Origin of the sequence: Photorhabdus kleinii (assembly GCF_025384885.1) — a bacterium.
Lineage (GTDB): Bacteria > Pseudomonadota > Gammaproteobacteria > Enterobacterales > Enterobacteriaceae > Photorhabdus > Photorhabdus kayaii.
Genome location: NZ_JAJAFY010000033.1, coordinates 1 through 20,704, shown reverse-complemented (window position 1 = coordinate 20,704; position 20,704 = coordinate 1). Strand labels below are relative to the sequence as shown.

Genomic DNA, 20,704 nt, shown 5'->3' with positions numbered 1-20,704 from the left:
TTAAACCTGCTTTAACCTGGTAAGAAAATTCAATGCACTTTCCTTGTCCCACCATATGGTATAAAAGTGGAAATCTTCCTGAGTGTTATTTATTACATGATGTTCAGAGTCTAACGGAATAAGAATTAAATCCCCTTTGGCGACCGGGAAGTCTTCATCATTTATTCTTATAATGGCATTACCTTGGATAACAATAAATAATTCATATTCATTGTGGGAATGGTGGAAACTTTTAGTTTCTGGTCGTACAATACACCATGCACCACCAAATGGCGCATTTAGCCCCTCCCACGGCAACAGCCTTGAACCGTCTAGATCATATTCATGAACCATTGAATTCCAATCCATTTTTCGAATAATAGTCATTGCACACCTTCCTCTAACAGTTGAAATTCATTCATATAGGCTAAAAATGTATTTCGAAGAATCTCTGTGGCTTCTTCAATGGTATCACTACTAACATTGAGTGGCGGAAGAATGCGTAATACCGTATCGTTTCTTCCACCTAACTCTGTTATTAGCCCTTTATTTAAAGCGATTTTTTGAATATGTTTGGCTGTTATTTCACATGCTTTACCTGTTCTGGCGTTAAGAATTTCAACACCGAGCATTAAGCCTTTGCCACGAATTTCACCAATGATATTAAAGTCATTTTTCAATTCGGAAAGATGGTTTTTGATTTGTATTGATCTCTGCTTAACGTTCTCCAGTAAATTATCACGCTTTATTATTTCAATGGCTTTTGCACCGGAGGCGAATGCCAGTTGATTTCCTCTAAAGGTGCCAATGTGAATACCCGGCGTCCAGTTATTGAAATCTTTCTTATAGAACATCAGGGAAGAGGGTAATCCGATTCCACTGGTGCCTTTTGAGGTAACAAATATATCAGGCTCAATACTATACTGTTCAAAAGCATACCAGGTTCCGGTCCTGCCGCAGCCAGTTTGAATTTCGTCAATAATAACCGGAATAGAATGGGCTTTTGAGACACGGATAATACTGTCTACGAATGATTTTTGTGCGGGATAAACGCCACCTTCACCTTGAATAAGTTCCAGAATGATTGCGGCAATATTCCCTAATCCAGAATTTGCATCATTTAAGGCGGATTCAAGATATAACCCGGCATCAATGTGATCTGAATTGAGTACCCAACTTTCTGAGGATTGAGATTCTGAACCATAGGGAAAGAAATGGACGCCAGGCATTCTTCCTAATATATTTTTCTTCATACTTCTATTGCCAGTAACGGCAATGGCGCCATTAGTACATCCATGATAGCCGCCTCTGAAACTAATAATTTCTTCAGCTCCGGTGGATATTTTTGCCAGCTTAATGGCGGCTTCAATGGCATCCGCACCTGTTGGTCCACAAAAATGTATTTTATATTTGTTGCGCAGGTTTTCAGGTAACATACATAAATGCGCTTCGGTAAAAAATTCTTTGGCGGGCGTGGGGAAATCCAAGCCCAGGCAGAGTTTTGATACTTGCGCATTAACTTCGGCAATTAATTCAGGATGAGAGTGCCCCAATGGTAAAGAGCCTGCGCCGGATAAAAAATCGATAAATACATTGCCATCGATATCCTGAACATAACAGCCGTCGCCTTTCTCTAATGAAACCTGAATCCTTTTAGGGTATGACACAGCGCTTGATTCTTGCTCTAATTGTTTTTCCAACGCGACTTTTGAAAATGGGCCTGGTATTGTGGTGTGAATATTAACTTTATTCATTTTAAGCCTCGATTTTATTTTTATTATGAATAGATTTTTGAGTTTTTATATTTTTTTCAATAGAGTCAATAATGTGCTTAGATCTAATAGAAACTAAGCTCAATGATCCAGCATCACCTAAACCGTGTGAAGATTCACATAATCCGTTTAGATAAATGCCTATATTGGTAGAATGAATCAGATTTATCTTGTAATCCCTATTTATTATGATTCCGTTATGGTTATTTTTACTCATTAATGGATAGAGTTCTGCAAGAAGAGGAGGACAGATTTCCTGATATTCTTCTATGCCAATGTCTTTAAAACCTGTGGCGGAGACAACCATATCGACATCTATTTGATATGTTTCTTCTAACCCATGATTTTTTACTATCTGTAATGAAACAATGGAATCTTTCACGCTAGATTCAACAATATCTGCTGAATTATGAATTTTTATCTTATGCTGACCAAAATATTTATCTCTATAGATAGTCCGATAAAGTTCGTCGAGAACATCACCATCGGAAGCAGAGTAGTTTGTCAGATTTAGATCTCTTTTTAATCTCGCTTTATGTTCCTCTTTACTGTTGAAAAATGTATCTACAAATTCAGGAAAATAAACTTCGCCTGTAAATGGAGAGGTATCTTTAAGCCGGTAACCAAATTTCCTTGATACACCGTGAATTTCAAGGTGAGGAAATTTTTCTGCTAAAAATATCATTATTTCGATGGCAGATTGACTGCCTCCGACGACAGCAATACTTTTTATTTTTCCGCTGGAAATATTACCGATAATTTTGTTGAATTCTGCACCATGAATTAAATGGTCATGGCCAAGTTGTCGAAGAGATAAAGGAATATAAGGTGTTCTTCCTGTTCCGACGACCAGATTTTTACATTGATAGGTTTCTCCTCCGTTTGTTTGGACTTCAATGATTTTATTTTCTCCATGATAATTATCAATAATTTTAACGGATGTTATTGATGTTGAATAGCGAACGACTTTATCAAAATGTTTGGCCGCCCATTTGATATAATCACGGTATTCATAACGATATGGAAAATATAACCCTAAGTTTAAATGTTCAAATAACCTGTTATTTTCAAACAGGTAATTGATGAATGAATAGTGACTTTTCGGGTTTCTTGGCGTCGCAAGATCCCGTAAGGGGTGGTTTTGAATATCAGAATTTGCTAATAACAACCCGGCTTGCCATTCGCATGATGGCTCTTTTTCAAAGAACAACACTTTTTTGTTGGGTGATTCTTCCTCCAATGTTATGGCTAATGAGATATTGGATGGCCCAAATCCTACGCCTATAATATCGTATTCCACCTGGTTCATGTAAACTTCCTTAAATATTTAAATTTTTATTAGTAATAATTTTTTTATTTTTTTAAACAAAAGCTGGTAATACTTCTTCGCCGATTTCTTGAATAACCTCTTTAGAGGGCCTTTTGCCATATTGAATTCCAAGAGCCGCGTGATTAACCCCGACTTCTTGCCACTCTTCCAACAATTCAATCAGTCCCAGTCGACCGGTTTTCAGGATAAACCCGCCATTCGTGGGTGTTCTGGGATAATGTTTATCCTCAACTAAATCAATCCATTCATTAGTTAAGTGCGGTTTGAACATATTTCCCGGGATATTTTGTCTAAATTCGCTAATATTCTTACCGAGTCTGGCGACGCCCTCTTTATTATGGGTTTGAATAGGATAGGTAAACCATCCATCCGAATTTTCCGCGATCCATTTGATATCTTGTTGCCCACGCCCGGTGACTATCAGAGGGATAAAATCATTGACCGCTTTGGGTATTAGGCGTAGATTCCCATCAATATAACCTAATGGGCTGTTAATGGTGCGATGGTTGTTATCTAACAGCGCTCTGAACATATTGATTGATTCGACAAACCGCATCCCTTTTTCATTATAAGGTATGTTGTAGGCAGGAAATTCTGACATTCTGTCTCCTGCGGCGACACCCAGTATTAATCGGCCATTTGATAATTGATCAATAGACGTTGCTTTCTTAGCTAAATCAATGGGGTGTCGCAATGTAAATATGGCGCTGCCGAAACCGATGGCGATTTTACTGGTTAATGCGGCTAGCCAGGCGGCATAGATAAATGGATCGAAGCCTTGGCCGATGTCGCCAAAATTGGGATCGAACAGCGGAATATCTCTCAGCCAAATGGCGGAAAAATTTTGTTGTTCGATTTCACGAATAAGATCGATTTCAGGTGTAATATCAGATTCTTGGTTTAATGCTCTGAGAGGTAAAAACATGCCGATACTGATTTTATTCTCTTTGAACAAATTGGTATACGTCTTATGCTTTGAATAATTGAACATGACAAATCCTCAATGTTATTTTAACTTTTAGCTAACTTGAATAATTATTTCAGTTATGAATAATTATCAAGAAACTAGCATTAAAAGTAAGTGAATTAAAGCTATATTATTTAAACGGTTACCGTAGTTTTTCTAAATTTGCGTGTCTTATTCTGTTTACATTTACTATTTTTTCACAAAGGGATTGAAGTTCAGTTTTATATATTGATATCTGTAGTTAGCATGGTAGTATCTTTGTCATATAGAGGATATACAGTGCACACTGGAGAATAAATATGAGCTCTATTTTGCCTCTGTTAGCTCTGAGGGCTTTTACTGAAGTTGGTCGGCGGGGAAGCGTTAAAGCTGCGGCGGCTGCAATGGGTGTATCACCTGGGGCGGTCAGCCAACAGATTCGTATTTTGGAAGATAGAATTGGTTTTGCGCTGTTTTTAAGAACGGCTAAAGGGATAAAGCTTACCGCTAAAGCCGGTCGAGTTTATGAGACATTATTACTTTCGTTTGACAATATCGATAAATCGATTAAGTCTCTTAAGGCCATGCAGTTCGAACATAAAGTTTCTATAAATACGACTTCGTCATTCGCTGCATCCTGGCTTATTCCCAGATTAAGAGATTTCAATAAGAAATATCCTAATATTGAAGTAAATATAGAAGCTTCTAATGAATTGGTCGATCTGAAAAGAAGTTCTACTGATATTGCTGTGCGGCATGGGCTTGGTAATTACCCAGGTTTAATCTCTACCAGATTAATTGCGCCGGTATTAATTCCAGTGGGTACGCCGGAACTTTTAGAATCGGGGCCGCCGATAAAAAATGTTGAAGATTGTCTGAGTTATCCTTTATTACAGGATTCAGATCGATCTGATTGGCATTTGTGGTTAAAAGTGCACGGAATTAACGAAGAGACGAAAGCAAGACAGGGCTCCAGTTTCGAAGATGATTTTTTACTGGCTCGCGCCGCTTTAACCGGTCAGGGTTTAGCATTGGTGCCCGAATTTTGCGTTGAAGAGGAATTGCATTCCGGCCGGCTTAAAATAGCACTAGAAAAGAAATGGCCTTCCCGATTTGCTTATTATGCGGTGACATTACCAGAAACCCTGTTTCGACCTGAAATTGTTAATATTATTGATTGGCTTGTCGAGCAGTCTGCTCTGTCTGATGACTGCGTGGAACCATGTTCATTGGCTTGTAACTAATTTGAATTGTTGTGATATGTCACTGTGGTTTTCTACTATTAATTGACCGCAAGAAGATCAATGGCTTTCTTGCGTACTTTGATGTTCACTTCCTTTACCGACAACGCAATAAATCAATAAAATTTATTTATGCGTGTAGAAAGGGACACCGTGATATTTATTTTAAATTTCTGAAAATTGATGATATTTTCATTTATTTATCAGTATAGAGAGAAATTAAATTTTGATTCTCTATAACAGGGCAATATTTTAAATGCGAGTGATATTTTAGCAATTAAATTATTAAGCATTTGTCTTGAGGGGAGATATAGCGAGATGATCTACTTGTACACTGATAGTTCTCCAAATGGATATAAGATTACAATTGCTTTGGAAGAATTGGGATTGCCATATGTATTAAAGCATGTGCGAATTGATCAGGGTGAAAATAGACAGTCTGAGTTTTTACAGTTAAATCCCCACGGGCGTATACCTGTACTTGTTGATGAAAGTACGGATGTAACGCTTTTTGAATCGTCGGCGATTCTGCTTTATCTGGCTTCTAAAACTAACCAATTATTGCCGGAAGAATTTAAAAGCCGTTGGGAGGCGATTATGTGGTTAACGTTTCATTCTTCCAGCGTCGGGCCGATATTGGGACAACGGGTTCATTTTGAAATATTCGCGACTGAAAAAAATCATACGGCTATACAGCGCTATCGTCGCTTAACGGAAGAGGCTTTCTCTACGCTGAATAAACGGCTTAGTGATCGTCCCTTTTTGGCCGGAGATGAATATTCCATTGCTGATATTGCCAATTTTGGCTGGACCCATATTGCCAGAATTATTGATTTTGATTTTAGTCACCATGAATATCTAAGTGCATGGCATGAACGTATTGCCTTAAGGCCCGCCGTGCAACGTGGGATTATAATACCGGAGCCGGCGACCGGTCCTTAATGAGTTGATGGTTAAGAGAGAGATCACAGATACTCAGGCAAATTTACTGAAATCTTTTATTGGATCTTTGTTATTCAATCTATATTGACTATGCGGAAAATAAAAATGTTAGGTAGAAGCTCTGACCATGTTTCTTCTGGTATTACTGGAATGATGACTCATCTGGAAGTATTTGAGGAATATTCCAAGGACAGGGCTGAGGCGTTAAAAAATTACTATTCATATGTCCGCGATAACGATATTTATTTGGCTTTCACATTAATCAATCCGCAAGGTGATCGATCCAAAACACCCAGTGAGCATGTAAAAAACGTATTTTATACTCTTGGTGTATTGGAAGAAAAACCGCAAGGAATAATTGTTCGTGATGAGTACTATATTCCCAATCGATTACAACTATATGCTTGCCAGGTCTTATTACAATCAACTTATCCAAAGGTGATAGAAAACATCAGAAAACTCTCAGGGGGTGGTGTGATTATGTTACCGTCAAGCTATATTGACTTAGCAAATCCAGAAATTCGTGACTTGATAGAAAAAACGCAATATTCAACTTTGTTGGCACCCATTGAACGAGTAAAATTACTGAAATTAGTGTGGGATGCTATTGGTTCTGAGTTTGCATCACGTCATACTCAATATGAAATGTTTTATTCAGGTGCGCCTTTTATTGCTTTGTCTCGTGTTTATGAAAAATATGATTGGGATTTTGCTAAAAGTATGAGCAGAGGGATTTTAGACTCTATTGATGTGAGTTGAATTCTGTATTTAATTCGAATTCAGTTAATCAGTTTTATTTTTATCGAATGTGAAGAAGCGGGATAGATTATATCCCGTTTTTTGTTATTTAATCGTTTAAAAGATGAGGTGACTTGATTGATAGCATATTGAAATATTAAATTTTTTATGTGTCCATCTATAAATTATTTCATCTTGTTAGAGAGTTATTTTGCTGAAATATTTTGACATATTTATATCTTGTTTTTGAAAGTTAATACACAAATTATTCTATTAATAATAGTAATTGTTCTTATGCTTAAATAAAAATTTAGTGCATGATTTGCCGCGTCAAAAAATCGAATACCAACAATCAACAGTCAAAAAAGAGAATAAAATGAAAGTAAACATAATGATATGTGCTCTTATGGCTTCCTTTAATGTCTTTGCCTCTCAGTGCCACAAAATAAACTTTCAGGAAGATCAGCAAATAATAACCGGGAATTTTAATTCTCAAGGGGGAGCGTGTATTGAGTTTAATATTCAGCCTGAACATTATGTACGTGGATCGGCATTGGGTATGCGGAAGTTAGTCGCGCAGAAGGGTAATCAACAACATATTCGTACGCTTTTCACTGATAACCCGGTGGATGCTCGTCAGTCAATTGGCTTTACTGTTCCTCTGGCGGGAAAATACCGGTTGGCAGCTAGGGGCAACGCAGGAGAACCGTGGCAGCTTACATTGTCATTTCCATCTTATACTCCCAAGGATAATGATTATAGGCAGCAGCCAGAAAGCCTGCGTCTGAAACAACTTCAAACTGAAATTGCACAAGGAAAAGGCCCCGATGCCTTCTGGCGGGAAATAACTCGCAAGGGTGCGCCGTTGATTGAAGATTATGATGATAAAAATAAGCGCGTCACTTTCCTGTGGCGCGGCGCAAAAGCGAATGTCTTTATTCTGGGTGCACCGAGTGGCGATCATGATCCGATGTCACATTTAGCAGGTACTGATGTTTGGTTTCGTAGCTATATCGTTCCGTCAGACACCTTGATGCAATATAAATTGGCCCCGGATTTGCCGCGGATTGAAGGCTCGGCTGACGAACAGCGTAGGTCGATTTTGATTACTGCACAGGCCGATCCATTGAATAAAAATGTAGTACCGGTTGTATCCGAAGATGTGTTTAATCATGATTCATTGCTGGCATTAAGGCCGACTCTGTGTGATATCGCACAATTCAAGCAATTACCTTTTCAGGGAGCGACTAAACTTCATCAGCTTGAGAGCAGGATTTTAGGTAATAGTCGGGAAATTGCGATTTATCAACCGGTTACTCCGATGAAACAGCCTGCTATGTTGGTGCTATTTGATGGGCGGATTTACCGCAAACAGTATTATATTGATAGATTTTTCGATTCCCTGATTGAACAGGGCAAGATCCCGCCTATGTATGTGGTGTTTATTGATAGCTTGGATAGTGTACGTCGAGGTCAGGAATTACCACCTAATCCTAATTTTGCTGAATTCATGGCGAGTGAGTTGATGCCGTGGCTGGCGGCTCAGGGTATTAAAGCGCCGGCAGAACGCACCATTATTTCAGGTTCCAGTTATGGTGGATTAGCATCTGCATGGGTGGCATTTAATCATCCTGAGTTGTTTGGCAATGTTCTCAGTATGTCTGGTTCATATTGGTGGGCTCCTCAGGGAGAAAAGCCTGAATGGTTAATCCGTGAATTTGCCAAAGCAGAGAAAAAACCCTTGCGTTTTTACTTACAGGCGGGATTGTTCGAAACCCATGTGGGGGAATTGGAGGGCATTTTATATAATAATCGCCGCATGAAAGAGACATTATTACAGAAAGGTTATCCAGTTGAATCCAGTGAGGTTTCTAGTGGCCACAATTATATTTCGTGGTGTGAAACCTTGTACCATGGAACCCGATCATTGGTGGCGAAATGGTGAGTTAATTCTATTTTCTTCACATAATTGTCACATAGTTTATTTAGTATCCCTTTATCAGATAACGATGATTTTTATTCCGATTGCGTTTTAATAAGGAAACCTTAATGTCGAACAAGTATACGAAAAGTTTGGTTGTAGTCATGGTCTCAGCCTTAATTTCAGGTGTCAGCTTACCGGTATTGGCGACTGATGATCAAAATGCTAATCAAATTATGGCGGAAGGTCGGGCGGTGAAAGGTAATATTACGGAATTTGGTGGGGCTCGCCGTATGACTCAAAACCAGACTGAGGCATTAAAAGCAGCGATAAATAACCATAAAGCTAAGAACGTTATTTTGTTTATTGGTGATGGTATGGGGGATTCTGAGATTACTATTGCTCGTAACTATGCGGAAGGCGCGGGTGGGTTTTTCAAAGGAATTGATGCTTTGCCATTTACTGGTCAATACACTCACTATTCTCTGGATAAAAAGAGTCGTAAACCCAACTATGCGACTGACTCAGCGGCTTCTGCCACCGCTTGGGCTTCTGGTGTAAAAACCTATAATGGCGCGTTGGGTGTTGATGTATTTGGTAAAGATCACCAAACTCTGCTTGAGCTGGCAAAAGCGAATGGTAAAGCGACAGGCAACGTAACGACGGCTAGAGTGCAGGATGCCACGCCAGCGGCACAGTATGCGCATATCACTGACCGTAAGTGTTATGGCCCGCAAGAGACGGTAAAAGGATGTCCAACGGATGCGCTAGAAAATGGCGGGCGTGGTTCGATCACCGAGCAATTATTGGTGGCTCGTGCTGATATCACATTAGGTGGAGGCGCCAAAATTTTCTCCCAGAAATCGGTTGCCGGAGCTGGTAAGGATAAAACTCTGGAACAGCAGGCACAGGAACAGGGTTATCAGTTGGTCAGGGATGCTAAATCACTGGCATCCGTTACTAGAGCGAATCAGAAAAAACCGCTATTGGGCCTGTTCCATGAAGACAATATGGACATTGCTTGGGAAGGACCTAAAGCAGTTTATCACGGTAATATTGATAATCCTCCGGTGACTTGTAAAGTCAATTCGAAACGGAATCCTGATGCGCCGACGTTGGCACAGATGACGGAGAAAGCCATTGATCTGTTAAAAGAGAATAAAAATGGTTTCTTCTTACAAGTGGAGAGCGCTTCAATTGATAAGCAGGATCACAAAGCTAATCCTTGTGGGCAGATTGGAGAAACCGTTGTATTAGATGAGGCGGTGCAAGTTGGCTTGAAATATGCACGTAAACACGGTGATACATTAGTCATCGTCACCGCTGATCATGCTCACTCCAGCCAGATTATTGAAGCTCATATAAAATCTCCGGGGCTGACTCAGGCATTAATCACGAAAGATGGTGGGGTGATGGCGGTTAACTATGGTACTTCTGAGGGCAAAGAACAGGAGCATACAGGTACTCAGCTACGAGTGGCTGCTTATGGCCCTCAGGCAGCCAATGTTGTAGGTCTGACTGACCAGACAGATCTATTCTTCACGATACGTGATGCGATGAGGTTAAAATAATTCAGTCAGGTGGTGTTTTGAATAGTTGAGGAATAAAGAATTAAGGCCGGATATTCTCTGGCCTTAATTTGCCTTAGCAATTGCAACTGACTTGTACTTCACACTTTTTTGTATATGATATTGGTAATCATTATCATTTGACTGGGTGCAACTTATGATCAGGATTAAAGACAGAGAGAGATCGCTTTTCTGGCAGGGTATCACCAGTTTGTGGGGAATAGGTTTATCTAGCTTAGCAGGCATGCTATTCGTCCTCGTCAATCCTGGAATTGAGCAATTCAGAATTGGGGTAGTATTCGCGATGTTGCTGACGCTATTTATGCTGCTAAACCAGAAGTCACGCCATTTTCTATTAATACCATCTGGGTTTGCTGTGTTATGTGCCTTATTGGCTGGGCTACATCGGTTTGGCTGTTTTTGACGTTTTATAGCAGAATAAATGGAGAGAAGTTCGATAAGGAGAATAGACAGATTGGTGCGAAAGGAGGGACTTGAACCCTCACGTCCGTAAGGACACTAACACCTGAAGCTAGCGCGTCTACCAATTCCGCCACCCTCGCAGGTACTGTCATTTTACTTTTTATTGCCTAATTTAATATTGGCCGAATTCAATCAGCGGCTGTCTGATTTGGTGCGAAGGGGGGGACTTGAACCCCCACGTCCGTAAGAACACTAACACCTGAAGCTAGCGCGTCTACCAATTCCGCCACCCTCGCAAATTCAGACGCTATCAATCTGTTGATTGATAGCACGGAGGCGAATTCTAGAGATTTTGTAGAAGACGTCAATCATTATTTATTATATACCCGTTATTTTTCAAGTTGCCTCTTTGTTGGCTGCACTCGCTCACCCCGGTCACATAGTTACCTATGCTCCCGGGGATTCACTTCCCTTGCCGTTGCGATGCATCTTGAAATCCATAGGGTAGAGCGTTGCATGATTGACGTAAAAATCATCATCATTCTATTATTTTGTTATCCTATTATTTTGTTATCAAAAATGGCCTGCCCTTGAATCAAGGACAGGCTGAGTCAATTAGAATTTTTTTGTTGCCTGATAAACCTTGAATTTCCCCGTCTGAGCAATGACTTCATGAGTACCAAAAGTTTTATCCAGTAAATCGGGATAAGGTAGGAATGCATTGGCAACAATCCGCAATTTTCCGCCAGGTTTGAGGTGCTTGGGCGCTTGGCGGATCAGATCATCGGTTGCCAGTAAACTGGTTTTTAATCCTTCATGGAAAGGAGGATTAGAGATAATCCAGTCAAATTTATCTTCAAGATTGGAATAAACGTTACTGACAACAACATGACCTTCCAGTTTATTGGCTTTTAAGGTTGCTTTACTGGAGGCAATCGCTGCTGCATTAACATCACTGAGAGTCAGTGCTAACTCAGGGTTTTTCTTACCCAGTACCGCTGCCAGAACACCCGCACCGCATGCGATATCCAGTAAATTGCCGGAGAGAGGTTTGTCAAAGGTAGAAAGCAATAAACGGCTACCAACATCTAGTTCATCCTGGCTAAATACCCCCGGTAACGTATTCACTATGACGTTTTCCACCTGATAACTGTTCCACCAGTTATCTTGTTCGAACTGCACTTCATGTTCTAACTGGCCGTAGAACAGGCTGCAACGACGGGCGCTATCGATTTTTCGAAACGTTGCCATGCCGTCCATCAGTTTGTCTACACTACGTACTCCGCTACGGTTTTCACCGACAATGAAAATATTGATGCCTTTTGGCAAAACAGAGAACAGGCTGCGTAATTGAAAGCGAGCTTCCTGCTTACTTTTAGGCCAGTAGTAGATCAAGGTGTCACAGCCTTGGGTAAATGCTTTCTCGGCTACTAAGCCAAACCAAGCATGATCACCCAGAGTGCGGATCAGTGATTGCCAGTGATGATATTGGTTAGTGTGCACTCGCACACTGGCCGCATCAATTTGGGTTGCCAGTGTATCCTGAATATCGCCGGCGAAGAGCAGGTGATGAGAGCTAAATTGCTCACGGTGACGTAAAATAACTTCACTGGCGGGGGTTAACGCAGACATTTGTCTATAAGCTCCTTCAATGGTTCTGTGCTCAAGTATCAGATAGTGATAAATCTCAACCCAATATTGGCGCAGATCGTGGCCTCTGATAACATGTTACCGATTATTTTTTACAGCAGGTAAATAGATATGGTAACCCGGCGCGACAGGTTATTAGCTCAATTGGGGATTACCCAATGGACCTTACGTAACCCAGCGGTTTTGCAAGGTGAATTAGCTGTTCACTTACCTGATACCACCCGTCTGCTGATTATTACCAATGACCACATTGATTTAACTAATTCATTATTAATGGATATTTTCACCGCTATGGGGTTGGATAAATCCTCTGTTTACTGCATTACAACAAATAATGTTGCGATGTTACCGGAACAGGTTAAGTGCCCATATTGGTTGTTAGGTGTGGATATTACACTATCATGGCCGGGAATTTCTTTGAGAAGCCCGGCATTAAATGATTTATATTGTGATGGACAGGCAAAACGTGCTCTCTGGCAACAGATTTTTCAACATGAACAACATTTCTCTATTAACTCCCGCTGATCTCCCGTCCGCTTTTCTGGTTGAGAAAGCCAGTCATGCGTTCCCGTGGAGTGAAAAAACATTTTTCGGTAATCAGGGGGAGCGGTATTTGAATTATAAGATAGTGATTAATGAACAATTTATTGGTTTTGCAATAACCCAATTGATATTAGATGAAGCAACCCTATTTAATATTGCTATTCATCCTGACTACCAAGGTAAAGGTTATGGTAAGGCATTATTAGCGTATTTAATATCAATTTTGCCGGGTAAAGGCGTGCATACCTTATGGCTTGAAGTCAGACAATCGAATCATTCTGCTATTAGGTTGTATGAACAATCAGGGTTTAACCAAGTCTCTGTTCGTCGGCATTACTATCCTACTGCGACAGGTAAAGAAGATGCCATCATCATGGCGTTGCCACTGTTTTGCTAAATAAGTGCTATAAAATTGATTGATTGTTTATAACACCAATTTCAGCGAAAATGAGCGCCAATTTTTCATTCACCTACGGGTTTGGCAACGGTTCTCCTTGCGGGGACGCGTCTGATGTTGAGTACAAGCCCGTATATAAAGCAGAAGATTGTTATTGATGTCAAATTCCCCTTTTCAGCAGGAAGTCGCTAAACGGCGAACTTTTGCTATTATTTCTCACCCTGATGCAGGGAAAACGACGATTACTGAAAAAGTATTGCTGTTTGGGCAGGCGATTCAGAAAGCCGGTACGGTGAAAGGTCGTGGTTCAAACCAGCACGCGAAATCTGACTGGATGGAAATGGAGAAACAGCGTGGTATTTCCATTACCACTTCTGTGATGCAGTTTCCTTATCAAGATTGCCTGGTTAATCTGTTGGATACACCAGGGCATGAAGATTTCTCCGAAGATACTTATCGTACATTGACGGCGGTTGACTGTTGCTTGATGGTCATTGATGCCGCTAAAGGGGTTGAGGAGCGGACACGTAAATTGATGGAAGTGACCCGTCTGCGCGATACCCCGATTCTAACATTCATGAACAAGCTTGACCGCGATATCCGTGATCCGATGGAACTGATGGATGAAGTGGAAAATGAGTTGAATATCGCTTGTTGCCCGATCACCTGGCCGATTGGGTGTGGTAAGTCTTTTAAAGGGGTTTATCACCTCTATCTTGATGAAACTTACCTGTATCAGACCGGAAAGGGGCACACTATTCAGGAAGTCCGCGCAATTAAGGGGCTGAATAATCCTGAATTGGATGCCGCGATTGGTGAAGATCTGGTTGAACAGTTGCGTCAGGAGCTGGAACTGGTGCAGGGGGCTTCTCATGAGTTTGATCATCAGGCATTTCTGCAAGGTGAACTAACACCTGTATTTTTCGGTACTGCACTGGGTAACTTCGGCGTTAATCACATGTTGGATGGTTTGGTTAAATGGGCGCCTGCGCCGATGCCGCGTCAGACAGATGTTCGCGAAGTCTCCGCTCAGGAAGATAAATTTACCGGGTTTATCTTTAAGATTCAGGCCAATATGGACCCTAAACACCGTGACCGTGTGGCTTTCTTGCGTGTTGTGTCAGGTAAATATGAAAAAGGCATGAAGCTGCATCAGGTAAGAATTAAGAAAGATGTGGTGATTGCTGATGCGCTGACATTTATGGCGGGTGATCGCTCTCATGTGGATCATGCCTATCCGGGAGATATTATCGGTTTGCATAACCACGGGACAATTCAGATTGGTGATACCTTTACTCAGGGGGAAGATCTGAAATTTACCGGTATTCCTAACTTTGCTCCGGAATTATTCCGTCGTATTCGCTTGCGTGATCCTCTGAAACAGAAACAGCTCCTGAAAGGGTTGGTTCAATTATCTGAGGAAGGTGCTGTACAGGTATTTCGTCCACTGGCAAATAACGATTTGATTGTGGGAGCCGTTGGTATTCTCCAGTTTGATGTGGTTGTTGCCCGTTTAAAAAGTGAATACAACGTTGAAGCTTTATATGAGCCGGTGAACGTCTCAACAGCGCGTTGGGTTGAGTGTCATGATGCTAAGAAGCTGGAAGAGTTTAAGCGTAAGAGTGAGCAAAATCTAGCGCTCGATGGTGGTGATAATCTGACCTATATTGCCCCAACGATGGTTAACCTAAATTTGACCAGTGAACGTTATCCTGACATCAAATTCCGTAAAACACGGGAACATTAATATTTTTAAGGCTAACAACAAGTTAGCCTTTTTCTTTACAAAAATATATGTAACACAAGAATAATTTATAATTTAGTCGGGTAAGATCCATCTTATTTTATAGCGCTTTGCTTTATTTTCCTGTTACTATTTCCTTGGTCTTTGCTGTATTGATGTGCTTATTTCCCGATTTAGCCTCTCAGCTATTGGGAGTGATAACCTGTTTTTAATTCTAATGTAGATTGTGATTCTGCTTAGATTACGATTCTACTTAGGTACAGTACATTGTGTAAAAACACTTGTGTAAAAATGCCTTGTGTAAAAGCACCTTGTGTAAAAACGGTTTGAATGGCTTTATAGATTCAGAAATCTAACCGGCAATTAAGGAAGGTATAGGATGAAGAATGTTAAATTGGCTCACTTGTTGGTGGCTGTTGCCTTGGGTACTGCTGTAGTTAGCAATAGTGTACTGGCGGAGGAGTCTTTTAAAAATAAAGCGACACAAGCACTCGACAGTGCTGGTCAGAAAATCGATGATTCAATGAAAAACATCGATGGTTATATGGGTGATAGTGCTACCACAGCGAAGATTAAAAGTGAGTTGTTGGCAGCAAAAGGGATCAACAGTAGTGATATCTCGGTAAAAACAGAGAGGAGAGTCGTTTATATTTCTGGTTTTGTGAAAAGCGAGGAACAATCCAGAGAAATTATAGAGATTATCTCTAAAGTGAAAGGGGTCAAGTCGATCCAAAACGGTCTGACCATAAAAAAATAATATATTTTGTTATGAGTGGTTTTTTTCCATTCAGATAATTTTACGTTGTACTAACCGGATATGCGCCCTCACCAGGGGTACTTTTATCAAAATATTGACTACGTAGCACCATAATATAATGACGGATAATAACTTTCCAAGTTATGCTCTCTATCCGTCATTTATTTTCTTGGGGGCTGTGTGGGGAAACGTATACCGATAACGTTGGGAAATATTGATCTATTATCCTATAAATATAAGTCGTCTATTAAATCTGGAAAGGTTGCACTTGTTTGTGAAGGTGGGGGGCAACGCGGCATTTTTACTGCGGGTGTGCTGGATGAATTTATGCGTGTTGAATTCAACCCATTTGATCTACTGCTTGGCACTTCGGCAGGTGCTCAGAACCTTTCAGCTTATATCTGTGGACAGCGTGGATATGCCCGGCGAGCTATCAGTCGATATACAACTAATCCAGCCTTCTTTAACCCTTTGCGTTTTGTACGTGGCGGTCATTTAGTTGATTTAGATTGGTTTGTGCAGACCGCTTCGCAGGAACTGCCATTGGATATCCCGACAGCTTTACGCAAATTTGAGGCTGGATGTGAGTTTTATATGTGCGCATGTCGTTCAGATAATTTTGAACCTACCTATTTCCAGCCTGATGAGAATAACTGGCTGGAAGTGATTAAGGCATCAAGCGCCATTCCTGGGTTTTATCGCAATGGTGTGACTATCAATGATGTTGTTTATTATGATGGTGGTATCAGTGATGCTATTCCAGTAGAGGAGGCGTATCGGCGTGGTGCAGATACCATCGTGGTGATTCGTACGGTCCCTTCACAGCTCTATTACACGCCTGATTGGATGCAACGAATGGAACGTTGGTTGGGAGATAGCGGTCTGCAAAAGATGGTACGGATGCTACAACAACATGCGAAAAGCTACCACCGCACTCAGAAATTTATTGAAAATCCCCCTGATGATGTGCAGATTTTTGAAATTTATCCGCCTGCACCATTAACTGCCAGTGCATTAGGCAGCCGTTTGCCAGCACTTAGTCGGGATTATCACCTTGGGCGTCGTTGTGGTCGCTATTTCCTGGCGACAGTGGGTCACTTATTTGTTGGTAATAAGTTTAATCTTGGTGACTGCTCCTCATCCTATCGGGAGAGGCTTCCCACTTCAAAGGCAGTAGCTCGTGCATGACAAGTCTTACGCTGGCCTCGATGGGGTAACAACGTTGGACATTTCGCCCGCAACTTCGGATTAAAGAAGTTATCGAACGCGGTATTCCCGCCTGTTGCAGCGCGATAGAATCGTATTCTTCATCCCTCAGCCGGGCATCGAGCCCGGCGATAGAAAAGTTGAAGGCATACTGAATATCGATACTATTTTTGATGAAAATTATGTAGATACTTATGCCGCATTGGGCGAGCATTTGTCTTGAGCGATAAAGTGAATTGTTATTACCGCATCTTACGCCACAATGGCATGATATTGGTCAACACATCAGGGGGAGGGCAAGGATCATTCACCTTTGCCATTTTCCACAAACCGGTATGGCTTTTACGGGCAGTATTATTGGACATGAAGACTTGATATAACGAGCCTGTATCGCCGGCATGATTATGGGTATCAAGAAAACCTTTATTTCCCCATCGATTATAGAGGGAGATACTATCGCCTTCTCTGATATTTTCATTTGGTGATGTGGTTTCACAATAAATAGCCCATTCTAATGTCGCTCTTTTGCGGATATCTGAGGTATAGACTTGATGTATTTCGGTTAATTGTTCATTTTGATCCACCACATCATAATATCGTAAATAACCGCCATCACAGTAATACAGGTTGTGAAGTAAAATAATATCATTATTGATTATTTCACTTCCGACAGATTTTCCTGTTGCTGATTCAATTCTCCAGGCGCCGCCATAAATAGCTAAAGAAGCATCTACAGTGACCACGCCATATTTTGTTCCGGGTTTATTACCGTTGCCAAATACACTGAGATACCCACCGCTCCAGTTCTTGTAGCTGTTTAATATTGTCACGGTATCGCCATATTTAAGTACATTATCCATCATTTCCTCGGAAAATATGTTATACCCGTCATCTTTCAAGTTGCCTCTTTGTTGGCTGCACTCGCTCACCCCGGTCACATAGTTATCTATGCTCCCGGGGATTCACTCCCTTGCCGTCGCGATGCATCTTGAAATCCATAGGGTATATTGCCTTTCAAACAACGGGTATTTACCCTGAAATGACTTTCCCTCCGATTATGCTATATGCTATTAGTGCATAACTTCTGGCGTTATTTCAGGGTTAGGTTATTGTCATGAACAGGTTATCTCGCCTTTTATCTGATCCCTTGTGGACCTAAAATAGGGTTGAATTCCTGCACTGTTGAATATTCATAGCAATGGGAGATAGGAAAAGAAAAGATCAAAAAATTAATTTTTATCGGATAGGGATTATTTTGATAATGGTCTGGTTTGGCCTGTTTATTATGTTACTTGCAGATTGAAATCGTGTTTTATCTGTTTTTAGCTTTGTGCCATATCAATAAGGCCTGTATCGCCTTTACGATATATCTGCCGTGGCATACAGAAAAAAGCGGCATATTACCGCTTTAATTTACTGATAGATGTTATCTCTACAGGTGTTGCCAGAGTGGTATATTTTGGCTTTTGATTCACGCTTGTGACCAAATTAACACGACTATGCTGTCATCGTAATTATTATTGCCCCCATTGCTGGCGCCGATAATGGCTGTTCCCGGCTTTTCGTCAAGGGTGTTATAGGCGTAACGGAGTTTGCAGGGTTTGCCGTCGCCTATAATTTCAATGCAGACTTTTCCTGTGCTTGATGAGTAACTTTTAAAGCCCAACACACTACTGACACTTTGGTTGATTAATGTATCGACTAATTGATCGTCAATATACACTTTTATTGTCTGCTGATGAGCCGTATTACCATAGGCTGACAGGCTAAGCTTTATATTGTGAGGTAACTGGAAACAGTGTTTACCTTTGTTATTACTGCCACATATTCCGCCACAGCTTCTATACTCACTACCTAACGAATCGATATCAACCGATACGGCGGCTTGAATTTTTTTGAAGGTGACTCCGTTCCAGTAAGCTTGAATAAAGGAGGGTCCACTATCGATAACCTGAGATTTTGTATTGTATTGGATGTAATAACTATCTTTGAAAAAGTAAATAATAGAACCGGCGGTATTCTTCCATAAAATAACAGCATCGAGGTCTTCACTAAATCCTGCATATTTCCCGGTAGTGCCCCATCGGTCTGAAATAGTTTTTTTATTGATTGTGTGTGAACTGACGGTGTAATCGATGCAATCTTTGCCTTTAAAGAAACAGACAACATCTTGTTTTGTATCCACCCATTCTGTGGCTGCATCTATACCATTTTCAAATCCAGTGCCTTTCAATCCCGGCCATTCGTCAATGATGGGTTTTGGCCCATCAATCACCAAGGCTTTGGCTATATCGAATTTAAGGTATTGAGAGCCTTTAAAAAAATATAATGAGCCATTTAAATTAATCACATCGTCAATATCTTTTTGAAACTCGATAGGGAGACCAGGCCAATCGTTGCTGATAGATTGGGGATAGTCAGTGTCTGCTTTATCGTCTGAGTCGTTATATCTAATGTTTTCTGAGTTAAGAAATAGATAGGTCTTTGAATTCATTTTTTACATCCTTAATAATGGTTAATTTGAATGTCATTTTAATGTGTTTACTCGATTTTCTATTTTCAGATATCACAGCGATATATTTTTTCTCATGATAATGGCCAATTCAACACTACCACACTATCATCATAATTGTCATTGGAACCATTGTTAGCGCCGATAATGGCTGATCCTGGTTTTGTTTCGAGCGTGTTATAGGCATAACGGAGTTTGCAGGGTTTACCCTCTCCTATAATCTCGATGCAGACTTTGCCTGTACCTGATGTGTAGGTCTTAACATCTGTTATGTGACTTATTCCCTTACCGGTTAAGGTATCGACCAATCGGTCGTCGATATAGACATTGATTGTTTGTTGATGAACATCACTATTTACATAGGCGGTCAGGCCAAATCGAATACTTTGGGGTAATTGGAAACAGTGTTTACCGGTGTTATTAATCCCACATGCTCCACGGCATTTTATATTGATATCACTACCTAATACATTTGGATCAACTGACGATATAAGGTGATGATTGATAATTTTATATTTAATAATGTATTGATTTTAATTATATTTCTTGCAATTGATTAGATCGAAAAAATTGGACTGAATTCCCTCCAAGTGAGATCTACTATTTTGAAAATTTATTTAATACGTTGAATGGGGATTTCGAAAAATCTAAATTTTAATAACCAGTATATGGATAAATTAATAGGTTACTGGAAAGATAGTCATTTTTAATATAAATTTATATTATATATTGACACATTTAAACATATACAAAATTGAAATTCTATCATATAAAATAAAATTGATCACTGTTTTATGAATTGATAAAAATTATATTTCTGAGGCTAAGCCACCACTGATTTTTTCATTTATGAATATAAAATGTCGGTAGCGGCTTAACTCTAAGTTAATTCTACACACTGTGTATGACGCAGCATCTAATCATTGAAATTAATTAAACCAAGTGATTGCACTGAATAACCGCAGAGATAGACGCGTATGAATCGATATGTACTGTGCTACCACGTACACTACTCCATTGAGCTTTTATAATAGA

The 20,704-nt window shown here is 40.3% G+C and carries 18 protein-coding genes, 2 tRNA genes and 2 pseudogenes; 11 read left to right on the top strand and 11 right to left on the bottom strand.

What is annotated here, in order from left to right; genetic code table 11:
- Genes LG003_RS15415 through LG003_RS15400 form a run of 4 tightly spaced genes read right to left on the bottom strand, consistent with a single transcriptional unit; the run spans position 1 to position 4,072 of the window.
- Positions 1-366, bottom strand: a complete 366-nt coding sequence (locus LG003_RS15415; RefSeq protein WP_112878832.1) for a cupin domain-containing protein — start codon at positions 364-366, stop codon at positions 1-3.
- Positions 363-1,733, bottom strand: a complete 1,371-nt coding sequence (locus LG003_RS15410) for an aspartate aminotransferase family protein (RefSeq protein WP_262981111.1) — start codon at positions 1,731-1,733, stop codon at positions 363-365. The genes LG003_RS15415 and LG003_RS15410 overlap by 4 nt, the downstream gene beginning before the upstream one ends.
- 1 nt (position 1,734) lies before the next feature.
- Positions 1,735-3,060, bottom strand: a complete 1,326-nt coding sequence (locus LG003_RS15405; RefSeq protein ID WP_112878834.1) for a lysine N(6)-hydroxylase/L-ornithine N(5)-oxygenase family protein — start codon at positions 3,058-3,060, stop codon at positions 1,735-1,737.
- Between the two features lie 52 nt (positions 3,061-3,112).
- A complete protein-coding gene (locus LG003_RS15400) occupies positions 3,113-4,072 on the bottom strand; it encodes an LLM class oxidoreductase (protein ID WP_112878835.1) in 960 nt (319 codons plus the stop codon).
- A gap of 275 nt (positions 4,073-4,347) precedes the next feature.
- Here LG003_RS15400 and LG003_RS15395 point away from each other — a divergent pair, with 275 nt between their 5' ends.
- From LG003_RS15395 to LG003_RS15365, 6 genes are all read left to right on the top strand, one after another.
- A complete protein-coding gene (locus tag LG003_RS15395) occupies positions 4,348-5,271 on the top strand; it encodes a LysR substrate-binding domain-containing protein (protein WP_112878836.1) in 924 nt (307 codons plus the stop codon).
- Between the two features lie 315 nt (positions 5,272-5,586).
- Positions 5,587-6,210, top strand: coding sequence for a glutathione S-transferase family protein (locus tag LG003_RS15390; protein ID WP_112878837.1), 624 nt, complete (start codon positions 5,587-5,589; stop codon positions 6,208-6,210).
- A gap of 90 nt (positions 6,211-6,300) precedes the next feature.
- Positions 6,301-6,969 carry a 4-hydroxyphenylacetate 3-hydroxylase C-terminal domain-containing protein gene (locus tag LG003_RS23260; protein WP_275658146.1) on the top strand — a complete coding sequence of 223 codons (669 nt, stop codon included), beginning with the start codon at positions 6,301-6,303 and terminating at the stop codon, positions 6,967-6,969.
- A 355-nt stretch (positions 6,970-7,324) separates the two neighbouring features.
- The gene (locus LG003_RS15375) at positions 7,325-8,893 is read left to right on the top strand and encodes an alpha/beta hydrolase-fold protein (protein WP_240000836.1); all 1,569 of its coding nucleotides are present in this window, start codon (positions 7,325-7,327) and stop codon (positions 8,891-8,893) included.
- A 104-nt stretch (positions 8,894-8,997) separates the two neighbouring features.
- Positions 8,998-10,440, top strand: coding sequence for an alkaline phosphatase (gene phoA / locus LG003_RS15370; RefSeq protein ID WP_112878838.1), 1,443 nt, complete (start codon positions 8,998-9,000; stop codon positions 10,438-10,440).
- 154 nt (positions 10,441-10,594) lie between these two features.
- Positions 10,595-10,861 (top strand): DUF1435 family protein, encoded by a 267-nt coding sequence (locus LG003_RS15365; protein ID WP_112878839.1) that lies wholly within the window; start codon positions 10,595-10,597, stop codon positions 10,859-10,861.
- Positions 10,862-10,913: 52 nt separating this feature from the next.
- Here the strand turns inward: LG003_RS15365 and LG003_RS15360 are convergent.
- The 3 genes from LG003_RS15360 to rsmC form a co-directional block, all read right to left on the bottom strand.
- Positions 10,914-11,000: transfer RNA gene (locus LG003_RS15360), tRNA-Leu, on the bottom strand.
- 69 nt (positions 11,001-11,069) lie between these two features.
- Positions 11,070-11,156 (bottom strand) — tRNA-Leu (locus tag LG003_RS15355).
- 319 nt (positions 11,157-11,475) lie between these two features.
- Positions 11,476-12,492 (bottom strand): 16S rRNA (guanine(1207)-N(2))-methyltransferase RsmC, encoded by a 1,017-nt coding sequence (rsmC, locus tag LG003_RS15350; protein ID WP_262981110.1) that lies wholly within the window; start codon positions 12,490-12,492, stop codon positions 11,476-11,478.
- Positions 12,493-12,621: 129 nt separating this feature from the next.
- Between rsmC and LG003_RS15345 the strand changes: the two genes are divergently transcribed.
- The 5 genes and pseudogenes from LG003_RS15345 to LG003_RS15325 form a co-directional block, all read left to right on the top strand.
- Positions 12,622-13,035, top strand: a complete 414-nt coding sequence (locus tag LG003_RS15345) for a DNA polymerase III subunit psi (protein WP_112896686.1) — start codon at positions 12,622-12,624, stop codon at positions 13,033-13,035.
- Positions 13,004-13,450, top strand: a complete 447-nt coding sequence (rimI, locus tag LG003_RS15340) for a ribosomal protein S18-alanine N-acetyltransferase (RefSeq protein WP_262981109.1) — start codon at positions 13,004-13,006, stop codon at positions 13,448-13,450. Before LG003_RS15345 ends, rimI begins: the two co-directional genes overlap by 32 nt.
- Positions 13,451-13,607: 157 nt before the next feature.
- A complete protein-coding gene (gene prfC / locus LG003_RS15335; protein ID WP_112878843.1) occupies positions 13,608-15,197 on the top strand; it encodes a peptide chain release factor 3 in 1,590 nt (529 codons plus the stop codon).
- A 376-nt stretch (positions 15,198-15,573) separates the two neighbouring features.
- On the top strand, positions 15,574-15,951 hold the full coding sequence (locus tag LG003_RS15330; RefSeq protein ID WP_112878844.1) for a BON domain-containing protein: 378 nt from the start codon (positions 15,574-15,576) through the stop codon (positions 15,949-15,951).
- 180 nt (positions 15,952-16,131) lie between these two features.
- A pseudogene (locus LG003_RS15325) lies at positions 16,132-17,049 on the top strand (patatin-like phospholipase family protein); the annotation flags it as partial.
- 350 nt (positions 17,050-17,399) lie between these two features.
- On the opposite strand, the gene LG003_RS15320 reads toward LG003_RS15325, so the two are convergent.
- The 4 genes and pseudogenes from LG003_RS15320 to LG003_RS23520 form a co-directional block, all read right to left on the bottom strand.
- Entirely contained in the window at positions 17,400-18,086 is a 687-nt protein-coding gene (locus LG003_RS15320; RefSeq protein WP_262981108.1) for a hypothetical protein, read from the bottom strand.
- Positions 18,087-18,628: 542 nt separating this feature from the next.
- Entirely contained in the window at positions 18,629-19,651 is a 1,023-nt protein-coding gene (gene ppxB / locus LG003_RS15315) for a photopexin PpxB (protein WP_262981107.1), read from the bottom strand.
- A gap of 92 nt (positions 19,652-19,743) precedes the next feature.
- Positions 19,744-20,154 (bottom strand): annotated as a pseudogene (locus tag LG003_RS15310) (fucose-binding lectin II); the annotation flags it as partial.
- Between the two features lie 448 nt (positions 20,155-20,602).
- On the bottom strand, positions 20,603-20,698 hold the full coding sequence (locus tag LG003_RS23520) for a hypothetical protein (RefSeq protein WP_390894144.1): 96 nt from the start codon (positions 20,696-20,698) through the stop codon (positions 20,603-20,605).
- Positions 20,699-20,704 lie beyond the last annotated feature (6 nt).

Bases quoted from the DNA above. Each gene is read 5' to 3' on its own strand.
- LG003_RS15345 (WP_112896686.1), top strand. From the start codon at position 12,622: ATGGTAACCCGGCGCGACAGGTTATTAGCTCAATTGGGGATTACCCAA.
- LG003_RS15365 (WP_112878839.1), top strand. From the start codon at position 10,595: ATGATCAGGATTAAAGACAGAGAGAGATCGCTTTTCTGGCAGGGTATC.
- LG003_RS23260 (WP_275658146.1), top strand. From the start codon at position 6,301: ATGCGGAAAATAAAAATGTTAGGTAGAAGCTCTGACCATGTTTCTTCT.
- ppxB (WP_262981107.1), bottom strand. From the start codon at position 19,651: ATGAATTCAAAGACCTATCTATTTCTTAACTCAGAAAACATTAGATAT.
- LG003_RS15395 (WP_112878836.1), top strand. From the start codon at position 4,348: ATGAGCTCTATTTTGCCTCTGTTAGCTCTGAGGGCTTTTACTGAAGTT.
- phoA (WP_112878838.1), top strand. From the start codon at position 8,998: ATGTCGAACAAGTATACGAAAAGTTTGGTTGTAGTCATGGTCTCAGCC.
- LG003_RS15410 (WP_262981111.1), bottom strand. From the start codon at position 1,733: ATGAATAAAGTTAATATTCACACCACAATACCAGGCCCATTTTCAAAA.
- LG003_RS15330 (WP_112878844.1), top strand. From the start codon at position 15,574: ATGAAGAATGTTAAATTGGCTCACTTGTTGGTGGCTGTTGCCTTGGGT.
- LG003_RS15400 (WP_112878835.1), bottom strand. From the start codon at position 4,072: ATGTTCAATTATTCAAAGCATAAGACGTATACCAATTTGTTCAAAGAG.
- prfC (WP_112878843.1), top strand. From the start codon at position 13,608: ATGTCAAATTCCCCTTTTCAGCAGGAAGTCGCTAAACGGCGAACTTTT.
- LG003_RS15375 (WP_240000836.1), top strand. From the start codon at position 7,325: ATGAAAGTAAACATAATGATATGTGCTCTTATGGCTTCCTTTAATGTC.
- rsmC (WP_262981110.1), bottom strand. From the start codon at position 12,492: ATGTCTGCGTTAACCCCCGCCAGTGAAGTTATTTTACGTCACCGTGAG.
- LG003_RS15415 (WP_112878832.1), bottom strand. From the start codon at position 366: ATGACTATTATTCGAAAAATGGATTGGAATTCAATGGTTCATGAATAT.
- LG003_RS15405 (WP_112878834.1), bottom strand. From the start codon at position 3,060: ATGAACCAGGTGGAATACGATATTATAGGCGTAGGATTTGGGCCATCC.
- rimI (WP_262981109.1), top strand. From the start codon at position 13,004: ATGAACAACATTTCTCTATTAACTCCCGCTGATCTCCCGTCCGCTTTT.
- LG003_RS15390 (WP_112878837.1), top strand. From the start codon at position 5,587: ATGATCTACTTGTACACTGATAGTTCTCCAAATGGATATAAGATTACA.